Here is a 14,626-nt window from a genome sequence, read left to right on the forward strand (position 1 = left end):
ACAAACTCACGAGCGGACAGCGACTACGCGTCCTTCGTCAGGTTCGGACCGGCGACCGAGCCACCGGCCGCGGACTCGATGGGCGGGGCGTCAGGGAGCGCCGCCTTCTCTTCGCCGCGGAAGGTGAACTTCTTCTCTTCACCCTCGCCCTCGGTGTCGACGACCACGATGTGACCGGAGCGCAGCTCGCCGAAGAGGATCTTCTCCGACAGCACGTCCTCGATCTCCCGCTGGATCGTCCGGCGCAGCGGCCGGGCGCCCATGACCGGGTCGTAGCCCTTCTTCGCGAGGAGCTTCTTGGCTTCCGTGCTGAGCTCCAGGCCCATGTCACGGTCCTTGAGGCGCACGTCCACCTTGGCGGCCATGAGGTCGACGATCTCCATGATGTCTTCCTCGGTCAGCTGGTGGAAGACCACGGTGTCATCGACACGGTTGAGGAATTCCGGCCGGAAGTGCTGCTTGAGCTCTTCGGTGACCTTCGTCTTCATCCGCTCGTACCCGGACTTGGCGTCGCCCACGGCCGCGAAGCCGAGGTTGAAGCCCTTGGAGATGTCCCGGGTGCCGAGGTTGGTCGTCATGATGATGACCGTGTTCTTGAAGTCCACCACGCGGCCCTGGGAGTCGGTGAGCCGGCCGTCTTCCAGAATCTGCAACAGCGAGTTGAAGATGTCCGGGTGGGCCTTCTCGACCTCGTCGAAGAGCACGACGGAGAACGGCTTGCGGCGCACCTTTTCGGTGAGCTGGCCGCCCTCCTCGTAGCCGACGTATCCAGGCGGCGAGCCGAAGAGCCGGGAGACGGTGTGCTTCTCCGAGAACTCCGACATGTCGAGCTGGATGAGCGCGTCCTCGTCGCCGAAGAGGAATTCGGCGAGGGTCTTGGACAGCTCGGTCTTACCGACGCCGGACGGGCCGGCGAAGATGAACGAGCCGCCCGGACGCTTCGGGTCCTTGAGGCCCGCTCGCGTACGCCGGATCGCCTGGGAGAGCGCCTTGATGGCGTCCTTCTGGCCGATGACGCGCTTGTGGAGTTCGTCCTCCATGCGCAGCAGCCTGGACGACTCCTCCTCGGTGAGCTTGAAGACCGGGATGCCGGTGGCGGTCGCGAGGACCTCGGCAATCAGCTCCTCGTCCACCTCGGCGACGACGTCCATGTCGCCGGCCTTCCATTCCTTCTCCCGCTTGGCCTTCGCCGCCAGCAGCTGCTTCTCCTTGTCGCGGAGCGAAGCTGCCTTCTCGAAGTCCTGGGAGTCGATGGCCGACTCCTTGTCCCGGCGGACGTCGGCGATCTTCTCGTCGAACTCGCGGAGGTCCGGCGGTGCGGTCATCCGGCGGATGCGCATCCGGGAGCCGGCTTCGTCGATCAGGTCGATCGCCTTGTCCGGCAGGAAGCGGTCCGAGATGTACCGGTCGGCCAGCTGGGCCGCCGCGACGAGTGCGGCGTCGGTGATGGAGACGCGGTGATGCGCCTCGTACCGGTCCCGCAGGCCCTTGAGGATCTCGATGGTGTGCGGGAGCGACGGCTCCGCGACCTGGATCGGCTGGAAGCGGCGCTCCAGCGCTGCGTCCTTCTCCAGGTGCTTGCGGTACTCGTCGAGCGTCGTCGCACCGATGGTCTGCAGCTCGCCTCGCGCCAGCATGGGCTTGAGGATGCTCGCGGCGTCGATCGCGCCCTCGGCGGCGCCCGCACCCACCAGGGTGTGGAGCTCGTCGATGAACAGGATGATGTCGCCGCGGGTGCGGATCTCCTTGAGCACCTTCTTGAGGCGCTCCTCGAAGTCACCGCGGTAGCGGGAGCCGGCGACCAGCGCGCCGAGGTCCAGCGTGTAGAGGTGCTTGTCCTTGAGGGTCTCGGGCACCTCGCCCTTGACGATGGCCTGGGCCAGACCCTCGACCACCGCCGTCTTGCCCACGCCGGGCTCGCCGATGAGGACCGGGTTGTTCTTGGTACGGCGGGACAGGACCTGCATGACCCGCTCGATCTCCTTCTCGCGCCCGATGACCGGGTCGAGCTTGGATTCGCGGGCGGCCTGGGTCAGGTTGCGGCCGAACTGGTCCAGGACGAGCGAGGTCGAGGGCGTGCCCTCGGCCGGGCCGCCTGCCGTGGCCGCCTCCTTGCCCTGGTAGCCGGAGAGCAGCTGGATGACCTGCTGCCGCACCCGGTTCAGGTCGGCGCCCAGCTTCACGAGGACCTGGGCTGCGACGCCCTCGCCCTCGCGAATCAGGCCGAGCAGGATGTGCTCCGTGCCGATGTAGTTGTGGCCGAGCTGGAGGGCCTCCCGGAGCGACAGCTCCAGGACCTTCTTGGCACGGGGGGTGAAGGGGATGTGACCGGACGGGGCCTGCTGGCCCTGCCCGATGATCTCCTCCACCTGCTGGCGGACCGCCTCGAGCGAAATCCCGAGGCTCTCCAGGGCCTTAGCGGCGACACCCTCACCCTCATGGATCAAGCCCAGGAGGATGTGTTCGGTGCCGATGTAGTTGTGGTTGAGCATCCGGGCTTCTTCCTGAGCCAGGACGACAACCCGCCGCGCGCGGTCGGTGAACCTCTCGAACATCGTTAATCGCTCCTCAGAGCGGTCGGGCAGTTAGGGGGCGGTCCCCTCCCTGTCCTTCCGCATGCTAGTCCCGTGGGACGGGACAGCTCATTCCAACTGCCGACATCCGTCCGGATCACCCCCGCCTATGCGGGGCATTCTGCTGCCGAACAGCCGACAACCACTCCAACCCGATGGTGCGAGACGATGTTCCCGCAGGCCAGGCATATACGCGCACCGTCACTACGCCGACGGCGAACGCCGCCGCTCACGACACGCCCAGCCGTCCGACGCCATCGTCCCCGGCAGAAGCGTTGCACGCGAGGTCACACCGGTCTCCCCCATGGAGAAAGTCTTACCCCCACCCTCTGACAGTCCATGCGGCGCGGGCTGGTTCCATCCGCTACGGGCGAACACCTTCGCGCCTCTCGACGCTCCAACGCGCCCCCACCGCACACACAGTGAGTATTGCCCTGTCAACCCAGCGTAACCCTTTTGGGTCTCAGTAGTTGCTCCAGTCATGACCGTCGTCACGAGCGCAGCCACGAGCGCAGCCATGAACACGGTCCGTAATCCGGCGGGGCCCGCGACCGACACGGACAGTGACGCGGCGGGCGCGCCCGTCGGCGGTACCGCGGGCCCCGGCAGCACGCTCAGCCCCGGCGGCACCCCCCGTACCGGCGCCACCGTGCCCGCTGCCGGCGCGGGCGGCGTCCTCGCGCTCCCGCGCCCCCGGCTGCCGCTGGACGGCGTACGGCGCTGGTACGAGTACGAGCTCGGCTGGCCGACGACGGGCGGCGGCGGGCGGCTGCGGCTGCCGGCCGGGGTCAGGTTCGATGTGCTGGATCTGCCGGCGGAGGCCGGGTTCGCGGTGCTGCGGCGGGTGGGCCGGACCGGTCCGGTCGCCCTCGACAGGCAGCTGCGACGGGTGCGGCTGCTGGTGGCCGCGGGCAGCGCGGAGCAGCTGCCGGAATTGCTCGACTGGCTGGAGTGGGGCGGGGTCGCCCTGGATCTGGCCGTACTCGGACCGGGCGACGACATGCTCGCGCCCGTGCCGCCCGCCCCTCCTGCCCGCCGGCCCGCTCGCGCGTCCGCGCAGCCGCCGCGGCAGGGGCACGGCTCGCGGGAGGCCGCTGTCTGGCTGCGGCCCCCCGAGCCGGGGTGCGAGGTCGAGCCGACGCTGCCCACGACCGCCCTCGCAGGCGGATCGCGAACTGGAGGCGCTGGACGCGCCCCCGATCTCGTACGGCTCGTGGGCACGGCGGCGACGGAATGCCACCGGACCCGGTTACTGCGTGCTCAACGCATTCAGCATGCGAGGAACGCTCAGCCGTTCGCCTTCTCGTACGCCTCGCGGACCGTGGCGGGAACGCGGCCGCGGTCATTGACCTCGTAGCCGTTGTCCTTGGCCCACTTACGAATCTGCGCCGTGTCCTGACCGCCGCCCGTGGCAGTGCCGCGGGCCTTGCCGCGGCCGGCCGTGGAGCGACCGCCGGTGCGGCGGCCGTTCTTGGCGTACGGGTCCAGCAGACCGCGAAGCTTGTCCGCATTGGCAGTCGTGAGGTCGATCTCGTAGGTCTTGCCATCCAAAGCGAACGTCACTGTCTCGTTCGCCTCGCCGCCGTCGAGGTCATCGACAAGAAGGACCTGAACCTTCTGTGCCACCGGCTTTCCTTTCATAGAAACGGATTACGGTGGAAAGCAAACCGCTTTTCCGGGGAAAACACAAACCCCAGGGAAGGATCTGTTGCCGGAGGGTAGTGGAACCCTTGGTTCCGCAGCTATGCGATAGAGGCGCGATTCGGACATAGCGCTGTGCTTCACAGGTGCAGAAGCATGCGGCTGTTGCCCAGGGTGTTCGGCTTCACCCGTTCGAGGCCCAGGAACTCGGCAACACCCTCGTCATTGGAACGCAGCAGCTCGCTGTAGACATCCCCGTCCACCGGCGTCTCACCGATCTCCACGAAGCCGTGCTTCGCGAAGAAGTCCACTTCGAAGGTGAGACAGAAAATGCGGCGCACTCCCAGCCAACGTGCCGTCTGCAACAACTTCGCCAGAACTTGATGGCCGAGTCCGGCGCCCTTCACCGCGGGATCCACCGCGAGAGTGCGCACCTCGGCGAGGTCCTCCCACATCACGTGCAGCGCGCCGCAGGCGATGACCTCGGCGTCCTCGTCCCGCTCGACCACCCAGAACTCCTGGATGGCCTCGTAAAGCGTCACCGTGGCTTTGTCGAGCAGGATGCGCTCTCGCACGTACGAGTCGATGAGCCGGCGCACGGCCGGAACATCGCTCGTCCTGGCCCGCCGGACAGTGACATTCTTGGATTCTGGGGGCATGCCCGGACGCTATCGCCCCGGCCGGCCGGGGTCCGCTTCGGGCTCGTCGAGTTGCACGACGCGCATCGCATCGCGCAGAGCGTCCCGCTGTTCCGCGGACATCATGCCGAAGAAGGCGACGAGTGCGGCCGCCGGGTTGTCACTCGCGGACCATGCTTCGTTCATCAGTGCGGCCGAGTAGGCGGCCCGGTTGGAGACCGCCTCATATCGATAGGCCCGGCCTTCGACTTGCCGGCGCAACCAGCCCTTCTGATACAGGTTGTCCATTACGGTCATGACCGTCGTGTAGGCGATGGAACGTTCCCGCTGAAGGTCTTCCAGAACTTCTCGGACGGTGACCGGGCGGTTCCACTTCCACACCCGCGACATGACGACGTCTTCCAACTCTCCCAATCGTCGAGGCACATGCGAATAATAGTGGGAGATGTCGCGAATGCCGGTTGATTCGCGCGGCGGACGGCAAAAAGAGCGCGTATCCCGGGAAGCCGATCGAGGATCGGTCCCGGGATACACGCTCCGGAGTGCGCTGAGGCGTGGGGGCACGCTGCGGCAGGCCGCGCGCCCCCAGGAGCCCGGGGTCAGGCCCCGTCGGCCCTCGGCGTCTGGCGGGCGGCCTCGGCGCGAGCCAGCGCGGCGTCCACCGCACCGTCCTCCTTCGCCTTGTTGGCGCCACCCTGGCTCTTCACAATCGTGACAATCAATCCGATGAAGAACGCGGCCATCACCACGGGCGGGATCAGCGCGGAGACGTAATCCATGGCTGTTTGCCTCCTAGAGTTCGAGGCCCCCAGCGTACGCGGGGGCCCGCCCTGCCCGGCGGCGGCCCCGCGAGTCGGGCGGCGCTTTTCCGCCCCCGCACCGGGGCGCCGACCGGGCCGGGCGGATCAGGCCGGGCGGCGGCGCGGGAAGACCTCACCCGGGGTCGGGACGGGCCGGGCCGGGTCCTTCGCAGGCGGCGCGGCGCCCGGCCGGGCGGGCGTACGGGGCTGCCCGGCCGGGGCGGGGACCGGGCTCCGCGACGGCGACTCGGGCTGCTGCGGGCCGTTCGGCTCCGGCTCGGTCTTCGGCGTGGTCTTCGGCGTGGTCTTCGGCTGGGGCTCGTCGGCGGCGCGGGTCCACGGCGAGGCGGCGCACCGGCCGCCGGGGAGCGCGTGCAGCCGCACCCGGCCCAGCGGTGACGCGTGCGCCGCCATCGGCGGCACCGGGGCGGCGAGCGGCGGCACGGAGGCCGTCATCGCGTCCAGGGCCGCCGTACGGTCCGCGAGCCTGGCCCGTACGGCGCGCTCCGCGAGCCCCTCACAGCGGCGCAGCAGCTCCGTACGGCGCTCTGCCTCGCGCTCCCCCGCCGGGAGCGCGCTGAGCGCACGCAGGGCGCTCAGGTCCTCCTGGAGGGGCGTGTAGCCGGCCGCCAGCGCGTCCTGGAGCTGTTCCAGGTAGCCGACCGCCGCCCCGGGAAGGGCGGCGCGGTAGCGGGCGAGGTCCGCGCGCAGGAACGCGCGCAGCCTCGCGCCCTCGCGGGCCGCCTCGTCCACGGCCCCGGCGAGCCGCAGGCAGTCCTGGATCTCCTCGGAGCGGTCGGGTCCTGGGCGGGCGGGCAGCGGCGTCGGTCGCAGGGCGATGGCGAGGGCGCGGCGGAGCACGCACAGCTCGTCGGCGCTGAACGCCATGCCGCCTCGGGAACCGTATGGCGTGGGCATGAGCCGACTTTACGTACTAACCGGACATAAGTGCTTCAGGTTCGGCCGCCGGGCGCGCCTCCGCCCGGTCGCGGGGCCGTCGGGTGGACCGACGGGCGGGTGCGACCGGACGGAGGCGGGGCGTACGGAGGCGGACGTACGGGGTCGGGACGGCGGCCGGGACGGCGGGGTCGGGGCAGGTGGTCAGAGTCCGGGGTCCGGGCCGGTCAGCCGCGGGTTCCGGCGGCCGGTCAGCCGCGGTTCCGGCGGCCGGTCAGCCGCGGTTCCGGCGGCGGGTCAGCGCCACCGCGACCGCGCCGACCGCCAGCGCCGCGAGGGCCGCGCCCGCGATCAGCGTGGTGCCGGAGGCGCCCGTGCCGGCCATGGAGCCCTCGGCCGAGGTCGAGCCGCTCACGCCGGTGTCGCCGGAGCCGCCCGCGCCGGCCGTGTCCGAGCCGCCCGAGCCACCGGAGCCGCCGGAGCCGCCGGAACCGCCGGAACCGTTCGAGCCGCCCTTGGTGTCGCCGCCGCCGGTGCCCGCGGTGTCGCCGCCGGTGGAGCCGCCGCCCGCGCCGGTGATCTTCACCGGGATCGCGGCGGTGTCATTGCCCGGCTTGTCGTCGCGGTTCGGGAAGTCGGCCCGCGCCGCGACCTTGACCAGGCCCTTCGCGCCCTTGTCACCCTTGATCAACTTGTCGATGCGCACATTGAAGACGAGTTTGTTGTCCGTGTTCGCCGTGAAGCGCTCGTCGATGTCGCAGGAGTACGTCTTCGAGCCCTTCTTCGCCGGCGAGCAGGCCCAGTCGTCCTCTTCGCCGGGGAAGGGGATCGAGGTGACGGTGGTGCCCGCGGGCGGCGTCACCTCGTAGGTGCCCGCGCCGAAGCCCTCCCGGCCGCTGAGGTCCATCGAGCCGGGACCGGCGTTCTTGACGCCCAGCTCGATTTTGACGGTATCGCCGACCTTGCCCTCGACCGTGTCCGTAACGGCCTGATAGTCGGCGTGCTGGGTCGTGGTGACCGGAATCCAACCGCCGAATTCCGGGAATCCGGAGTCGGCCGGGGTGGCTTTCAGTCCGAGTTCCGGGCCGCTGCCGGCGGCCTTGTAGTCCGCTTTGTCGAGGCCGTACGGCAGCTCGGCGTCGAGCGGCCAGAAGCTGTAGTCCAGCGTCCCGTACATCAGGTCGCCGGCGGCGGTGAAAGCGAAGGGGTCGGCGATCTCGTACGCCTTGCCGGGCTCGACCGGGGTCTTGAATTCGCAGTACGCCTGGGTGTCGAACCACTCGATGTAGTGGCAATTGCTGTGCTCGCGGGCGATCTTCAGGCCGTCCTGGCCGTGCAGCAGAACGCCGACGCCCTGGGACGCGGCGAGCTTGCCCGTATTGGACACGGCGGGGGTCAGCGAGACCTTCGAGCCGGGCGTGACGCCGGTGATCGCGGTGTGCTTGCGCTCGCGCAGCGTCGGGCCGCCGACCACGACCTTGGTCTCGGCCTTCACATCGGCCGCGTTACTGGAGGTGGCCGAGTAGCGGATGGTGCCGATGCTGCCGACCTCGGCGTCCCCGGCCGACCGGATCTTGAACGGCTGGATCGAGGTGAGGCCGTCGATCGAGCTGTACTCACAGGTGAAGACATACTTCTTGGCGGGGACCGCGGCGCACGCGCCGCCCGAATCGGCGATCTTCGCCTTGCCGTCGAGCGAGGACGCGTCGATGGTGAGCTTCACGTCCTCGGCGAGCGGCTCCTCGCCGTCGGGCGCCCGCTCCAGGTTGAGCGCGAGGTCGAAGAGGTCACCGCCCGGCGGGCCCTCGTCCGGCAGGTACATGTAGTAGGTGCCGGGCGCCTTGATCAGCAGCACCGGAGTGACAGCCGCACCGGCCGTGCCGGCTGCCAGGCCCGTACTCACCGCGAGCACGGCGGCGGTAGCCACCGTGCGCCCAATTGTGCCCTTGCGCCACATACGCCCCACGCCCATCGTCCAGCTACTCAAGTCCCGTCCATGCGAAGACTGTTGGGACGGGGCGTTGGTTGCGTGCGGGAGGCGACGATGTCGCGCGGGGGCGGTCGTAGGGGGCGACCGGTCCGCCGCCGCGCCCGCGCCCTCGGGCCCCCGTCCTCAGGAGCGCGAGACGTTCCGCTCGTAGACCAGCCGGAGGCCGATCAGCGTGAGCCACGGCTCGTGCTCGTCGATGACCGAGGCCTCGCCCAGCACCATCGGCGAGAGGCCGCCGGTCGCGATGACGGTGACGTCCGAAGGGTCGTCGGCCAGCTCGGCCGCCATCCGGGTGACGACGCCGTCGACCTGGCCCGCGAAGCCGTAGAGGATGCCGGACTGCATCGCCTCGACGGTGTTCTTGCCGATGACGCCGCGCGGCCGGGCCAGCTCGATCTTGCGGAGCATCGCGCCCTTGACGCCCAGCGCCTCGACCGAGATCTCGATGCCCGGCGCGATGACGCCGCCGACGTACTCGCCCTTGGCGCTGACCGCGTCGAAGGTCGTCGCCGTGCCGAAGTCGACGACGACGCACGGGCCGCCGTACAGCTCGACGGCGGCCAGCGCGTTGATGATGCGGTCCGCGCCGACCTCCTTCGGGTTGTCCATCAGGATCGGCACGCCGGTCTTGATGCCCGGTTCCACGAGGATCGCGGGCACGTCGCCGTAGTAGCGGCGGGTGACCTCGCGCAGCTCGTGCAGCACGGAGGGCACGGTGGAGCAGATCGCGATGCCCTCGATGCCGTCGCCCAGCTCCTCGCCGAGCAGCGGGTGCATGCCCATCAGTCCCTGGAGCAGGACGGCGAGTTCGTCCGCGGTCCGGCGGGCATCGGTGGAGATCCGCCAGTGCTCGATGATCTCCTCGCCGTCGAAGAGGCCGAGGACGGTGTGGGTGTTGCCGACGTCGATGGTGAGGAGCATCGCGGGCTCAGGCCTCCGTGCCGGGCGCGGTGGGCCCGCTCGCGGAGTCCGCTCGCAGGTCGAGGCCGATGTCGAGGATCGGCGAGGAGTGGGTGAGCGCGCCGACCGCGAGGTAGTCGACGCCGGTCCGCGCGTAGGCGCGGGCGTTGTCGAGGGTCAGCCGGCCGGACGATTCGAGAGCGGCGCGGCCCGCGACCAGCGCGACCGCCTCCCGGGTCCGCTCCGGGGTGAAGTTGTCGAGCAGGATCAGGTCCGCGCCCTCGGCCAGGATCGGCGGGATCTGGTCGAGCGAGTCCACCTCGACCTCGATCGGCAGGCCCGGGAACTCGGAGCGGACCAGCTTGAACGCCTCGGCGACGCCGCCCGCGGCGATCACGTGGTTGTCCTTGATCAGCGCCGCGTCGGAGAGCGACATCCGGTGGTTGACGCCGCCGCCGCAGCGCACCGCGTACTTCTCCAGCGAGCGCAGGCCCGGTGTGGTCTTCCGGGTGTCGCGGACCTGGGTCCTGACACCGGAGCCGTCGTCGGGGCCGGGGGCCTCGGCGAGCACGTCGGCCCAGGCGCGGGTCGCGGTCGCGATGCCGGAGAGCCGGCACAGCAGGTTGAGCGCGCTGCGCTCGCCGGTGAGCAGGTCGCGGGTACGGGTCTTCACGGTCAGCAGCGTCTGGCCCGCCGCGACCCGGTCGCCGTCCTCGACATGCCGCTCGACCTCGAACTCGTCGGTGCACACGACGGACAGCACGGCCTCGGCGATGTGCAGCCCGGCCACCGTCCCGGCCTCGCGGGCGACGAAGTCACCGGTCGCGAAGGCGTCCTCGGGGACGGTCGCGACGGTCGTCACGTCCACCCCGTTGTCGAGGTCCTCCTCGATGGCCAGGTGCGCGACGTCCTCGACCTTGACCGGGTCGAGCCCCGCCTCGACGAGCAGTTCGGCGAGCTCCGGGTCGAGGCCGCACTCCAGCGGGTCCAGCTCGTACGCCTCTTCGCCCTCCTCGCCGCCGCTGCAACCGCAGCCCGCGCCGCAGCCGCCCGCGTCGTCGTCGGAGGGCGGCGGCCCGATGGAGAGCCCGCCGATTTGCAGCATGGGGAGGTCCACAGGCTGTGGACGGTCGTCGGCGGTGCTCACTGGTGCTCCTTCGGAGGGGCGGATGTCGGGGTGTCGAGCGAAGTTTCGGGAGCCGCCGGCGCGACCGGCGGGAAGTTGGCGGTCGCGGTCGGACCGATCACGAGCGAACGGTCGGGAGTGAGCCGTACGACGAGGTGGCGGCGCCAGGTTTCATCGTCACGGTCGGGATGGTCCTCCCGCCAGTGGCAGCCGCGGGTCTCCTCGCGGCGGACGGCGGCGGCCACCAGAACGCGGGCGACGAGCAGCAGATTGGTCGCCTCCCAGGTTTCCACACTCGGCTCGGCGGTCTTGCCGTCCGCGTGCAGGGCCTCGACGGCGGCCGTGTGCAGGCGCTCCAGCGCGGCGGCGGCTGTGTCGAGGCTCTCGGCGGAGCGCAGCACGCCGGCTCCGCGGGTCATGATCCGCTGGATCGCGAAGCGGGCCTCGGGGGCGAGGAGGGGGGTGGTTGCGGCGGGAGGCGGCGGGGTTTGGGCTGGCGCTGCTGTTGTTGGCTGCGGTTCAGCTGCCGCTGTTGTCGGCTGCGTTTCGGCTGCCGCTGCTGCCGCTGCCTGCGTTTCGGACGCCGCCGCTGCCGCTGCCTGCGTTTCGGCTGCCGCCGTCTCCGTCGCCTGTGTTCCGGGGGCCGCTGTCCCAGGGGCCGGGGCGGTCGCTGCCGGGGCAGTGGGGGCCGAGGCGGCGGGGACCCCGACGGCCGACTCCGAGCCGCTGGGGTCCGAAGCGGCGAGCTGCTGGGCCGCCCGGCGGGCGTCGACGTCCGCCGAGATGCGCTCGGCGAAGACCAGCCCTTCGAGCAGCGAGTTGGAGGCCAGCCGGTTCGCTCCGTGCACGCCCGTGCAGGCGACCTCGCCGCACGCGTAGAGCCCCGGGACCGTGCTGCGGCCCCGCAGGTCGGTGCGGACGCCGCCGGACGCGTAGTGCGCGGCCGGGGCGACCGGGATGGTCTCGGTCACCGGGTCGATGCCGTGCGAGCGGCAGGTGGCCAGGATGGTCGGGAAGCGGTTCTCCCACATCTCGGCGCCGAAGTGCCGGGCGTCCAGGTACATGTGCTCGGCGCCCTGGGCCCGCATCCGGCGCATGATGCCCTTGGCGACGATGTCGCGCGGGGCCAGCTCCGCGAGTTCGTGCTGCCCCCGCATGAAGCGGACGCCGTCCGCGTCCACGAGGTACGCGCCCTCGCCCCTGACCGCCTCGGAGATCAGCGGCTGCTGCCCCTCCGCGTCCGCCCCCAGGAAGAGGACGGTGGGGTGGAACTGGACGAATTCGAGGTCCGAGACCTCCGCGCCGGCCCGCAGCGCGAGGGCGACGCCGTCGCCGGTGGAGACGGCGGGGTTGGTGGTCGCGGAGAACACCTGGCCCATGCCGCCGGTCGCCAGCACGACGGCCGGGGCGCGGACCGCGCCGACGCCGTCCCGCCGTCCTTCGCCCATGACGTGCAGCGAGACACCGGCCGCGTGGCCATCCGCGTCCTTGAGCAGGTCCAGGACCAGGGCGTTCTCGACGGTCTCGATGCCCGACGCGTGCACCGCCTCGACCAGCGCGCGGGAGATCTCCGCGCCCGTCGCGTCGCCGCCCGCGTGCGCGATGCGGCGGCGGTGGTGGCCGCCCTCGCGGGTCAGCTGGATCTCGCCGGCGTCGGTCGTGTCGAAGTGCGCCCCGGTCGCGATCAGCCGCCGCACGGCGTCCGGGCCCTCGGTGACCAGGGTGCGCACCGCCGTCTCGTCGCAGAGCCCGGCGCCCGCGACGAGGGTGTCGTCGAGGTGCTGCTCCGGGGTGTCGCCCTCGCCGAGGGCGGCGGCTATCCCGCCCTGCGCCCAGCGGGTCGAGCCGTCGTCCAGCTCGGCCTTGGTGACGATGATCGCGCGGTGGCCCGCGGCGGCGCAGCGCAGCGCGGTGGTGAGCCCGGCGACGCCCGAGCCGATGATGACCACGTCTGCCTCGATGGCCCAGCCGGGCGCGGGGGCGTGCAGGCGTATGTCGGTCATCGGGCTGCTCCGAACTGGACGCGGACGTTGTCGATCAGGCGGGTGGCGCCGACCCGGACGGCCGCCGCGAGGACGGCTTCGCCCCGGAAGCCGGCGGGGACGTCGGTGAAGTCGGCGGGGTCGACGAGCGCCACGTAGTCGAGGAGCAGCGGGGGCTCCAGGGCGGCGGCCTTGTCGAGGATCTCGCGGGCGGCGAGCAGGGCGGCTGCGGGGAGGTCCCGAGGGGGGACGTGCTGAGCAGGGGCGGCGCCCTGCGCGGGAGCGCCCTGCGCGGAAGCGCCCTGCGCGGAAGCGCCCTGATCAAGCTCGCTGCCACTCCGGGCCCGTTCGGCGTCCGGGCCGCCGGCGCGCTCCGCGACCTGCCGGCCGGTGCGCAGCGCGCGCGACAGCTCGCGGGCCGAGACGCGCTCCGCGTCGGAGAGGTAGCGGTTACGGCTGGACAGCGCGACGCTGTCGGCCTCGCGGACGGTGGGGACGCCGAGGACGGTGACCGGGAAGTCGAGGTCGCGGGCCATCCGCTGGATCAGCGCGAGCTGCTGGGCGTCCTTGTGGCCGTAACAGGCGAGGTCGGGCGCGGTGAGGTGGAGGAGCTTGGCGACGACCGTGAGCATGCCGTCGAAGTGGCCGGGCCGCGAGGCGCCTTCCAGCCGCTCGCCCATCGGGCCCGCGGTGATCCGGACCTGGGGCTCGCCGCCCGGGTACACCTCGTCGGCGGAGGGCGCGAAGACGAGGTCGGCGCCGGCTTCGGCCGCGATGGCGATGTCGGCGTCGAGCGTGCGCGGGTAGCGGTCGAGGTCCTCGCCCGCGCCGAACTGGAGCGGGTTCACGAAGACGGTGACGACGACCTGCCCGCTCGCGCCGACACGCTCGCGGGCGGTGCGGATCAGGCTCGCGTGGCCGTCGTGCAGGGCGCCCATCGTCATGACGACGGCGCGCTGTCCGCGGCGCGGGAGGGCGTGCAGTTCGGCGGCGGTGCGCAGGATGTTCACTGGTCGCCCCCGTCGGTCCTGCCGCCCCCGTCGGCGCGGTGTCCGCCGTCGGGCCGGTGTCCCCCGTCGGCGAGGACGCCGAGCAGGTCCTCGGCCAGCTCCGGCTTGAGCAGGCCGTGCGCGAGGGCGCGGTCCGCCGTCATCCGGGCCATCGCGAGGTAGCCCGCGACGCTCTGCGGGGCGTGCTTGCGCAGCTCGGCGACATGGGCCGCGACGGTGCCCGCGTCGCCCCTGGCGACCGGTCCCGTGAGGGCGGCGTCTCCGGAGCGCAGGGCGTTGTCGAGGGCCGCGCCGAGCAGCGGGCCGAGCATCCGGTCCGGCGACTCCACGCCCGCGGCGCGGAGCAGTTCCATGGACTGGGCGACCAGCGTGACCAGGTGGTTCGCGCCGATCGCGAGGGCCGCGTGGTACAGCGGGCGGGCGGCCTCCTCGATCCACTCGGGCTCGCCGCCCATCTCGATGACCAGGGCCTCGGCGGCCATCCGCAGCTCGCCGGGGGAGGTCACCCCGAACGAGCAGCCGGCCAGCCGCTGGACGTCCACGGCGGTGCCGGTGAAGGTCATCGCGGGATGCAGCGCGAGCGGCAGCGCGCCGGCCCGCCGGGCCGGGTCGAGGACCGCGGTTCCGTAGCGGCCCGACGTATGGACGAGCAGCTGCCCCGGGCGCACCGCGCCGGTCTCCACGAGCCCTGTGACCAGGCCGGGGAGCGCGTCGTCGGGGACGGTCAGCAGTACGAGGTCGGCGCGGGCCATCACCTCGGCGGGCGGCACCAACGGCACGTCGGGCAGCAATGCCGTGGCGCGCCGGATCGAGGCTTCGGAGACGCCGGAGACGGCGACGGGCCGGTGCCCGGCGAGTTGCAGCGCGGCGGCGAGCGCGGGGCCGACACGCCCCGCCCCGATGACGCCGACGGCGAGCCGGGCGGGTCGGTCCTTGGGCTCTGGGTGCTGGGGTGCGTTCACGCGGCAGCGGCCTTCCGTTCCAGTCCGCGGGGGGTACCGGACGATTCTTCGCCATGCTACGCGAGAGCCGTGAGGGGACGGCCGGGCTCGGGGCGGGGGCCCTGCCG

13 protein-coding genes are annotated in these 14,626 nt (G+C 71.7%); 1 reads left to right on the plus strand and 12 read right to left on the minus strand.

Features of this window, described 5'->3' with window-relative positions; translation table 11 throughout:
* Positions 1–23: 23 nt before the first annotated feature.
* Positions 24–2,555 (minus strand): ATP-dependent Clp protease ATP-binding subunit, encoded by a 2,532-nt coding sequence (locus tag QMK28_RS11230; RefSeq protein ID WP_326436934.1) that lies wholly within the window; start codon positions 2,553–2,555, stop codon positions 24–26.
* Positions 2,556–3,054: 499 nt separating this feature from the next.
* Here QMK28_RS11230 and QMK28_RS11235 point away from each other — a divergent pair, with 499 nt between their 5' ends.
* On the plus strand, positions 3,055–3,930 hold the full coding sequence (locus QMK28_RS11235) for an SCO3374 family protein (protein WP_443050664.1): 876 nt from the start codon (positions 3,055–3,057) through the stop codon (positions 3,928–3,930).
* Here QMK28_RS11235 and QMK28_RS11240 read toward each other — a convergent pair.
* The 11 genes from QMK28_RS11240 to QMK28_RS11290 form a co-directional block, all read right to left on the minus strand.
* Positions 3,861–4,199 carry a histone-like nucleoid-structuring protein Lsr2 gene (locus tag QMK28_RS11240; RefSeq protein WP_326436935.1) on the minus strand — a complete coding sequence of 113 codons (339 nt, stop codon included), beginning with the start codon at positions 4,197–4,199 and terminating at the stop codon, positions 3,861–3,863. The two genes, QMK28_RS11235 and QMK28_RS11240, sit on opposite strands and share 70 nt — an antisense overlap.
* A 155-nt stretch (positions 4,200–4,354) precedes the next feature.
* Entirely contained in the window at positions 4,355–4,873 is a 519-nt protein-coding gene (locus QMK28_RS11245; protein WP_326436936.1) for an amino-acid N-acetyltransferase, read from the minus strand.
* Between the two features lie 9 nt (positions 4,874–4,882).
* Complete coding sequence (locus tag QMK28_RS11250) at positions 4,883–5,278, minus strand: BlaI/MecI/CopY family transcriptional regulator (protein ID WP_326436971.1); 396 nt, start codon at positions 5,276–5,278, stop codon at positions 4,883–4,885.
* A 173-nt stretch (positions 5,279–5,451) separates the two neighbouring features.
* Positions 5,452–5,631 (minus strand): hypothetical protein, encoded by a 180-nt coding sequence (locus tag QMK28_RS11255; RefSeq protein WP_326436937.1) that lies wholly within the window; start codon positions 5,629–5,631, stop codon positions 5,452–5,454.
* 126 nt (positions 5,632–5,757) lie between these two features.
* The gene (locus tag QMK28_RS11260; protein WP_326436938.1) at positions 5,758–6,570 is read right to left on the minus strand and encodes a hypothetical protein; all 813 of its coding nucleotides are present in this window, start codon (positions 6,568–6,570) and stop codon (positions 5,758–5,760) included.
* A gap of 253 nt (positions 6,571–6,823) precedes the next feature.
* The gene (locus QMK28_RS11265; protein ID WP_326436939.1) at positions 6,824–8,476 is read right to left on the minus strand and encodes a hypothetical protein; all 1,653 of its coding nucleotides are present in this window, start codon (positions 8,474–8,476) and stop codon (positions 6,824–6,826) included.
* Between the two features lie 186 nt (positions 8,477–8,662).
* Positions 8,663–9,460 carry a type III pantothenate kinase gene (locus QMK28_RS11270; RefSeq protein WP_326436940.1) on the minus strand — a complete coding sequence of 266 codons (798 nt, stop codon included), beginning with the start codon at positions 9,458–9,460 and terminating at the stop codon, positions 8,663–8,665.
* A 7-nt stretch (positions 9,461–9,467) separates the two neighbouring features.
* Positions 9,468–10,544, minus strand: coding sequence for a carboxylating nicotinate-nucleotide diphosphorylase (nadC, locus tag QMK28_RS11275; RefSeq protein WP_326436972.1), 1,077 nt, complete (start codon positions 10,542–10,544; stop codon positions 9,468–9,470).
* Between the two features lie 38 nt (positions 10,545–10,582).
* Positions 10,583–12,568, minus strand: coding sequence for an L-aspartate oxidase (locus QMK28_RS11280; protein WP_326436941.1), 1,986 nt, complete (start codon positions 12,566–12,568; stop codon positions 10,583–10,585).
* Complete coding sequence (gene panC, locus QMK28_RS11285) at positions 12,565–13,557, minus strand: pantoate--beta-alanine ligase (protein ID WP_326436942.1); 993 nt, start codon at positions 13,555–13,557, stop codon at positions 12,565–12,567. The genes QMK28_RS11280 and panC overlap by 4 nt, the downstream gene beginning before the upstream one ends.
* Positions 13,554–14,519, minus strand: coding sequence for a Rossmann-like and DUF2520 domain-containing protein (locus QMK28_RS11290; protein ID WP_326436943.1), 966 nt, complete (start codon positions 14,517–14,519; stop codon positions 13,554–13,556). The genes panC and QMK28_RS11290 overlap by 4 nt, the downstream gene beginning before the upstream one ends.
* Positions 14,520–14,626: the final 107 nt, after the last annotated feature.

This window comes from Streptomyces sp. H27-D2 (assembly GCF_035828615.1).
In the GTDB taxonomy this organism is placed as follows: domain Bacteria; phylum Actinomycetota; class Actinomycetes; order Streptomycetales; family Streptomycetaceae; genus Streptomyces.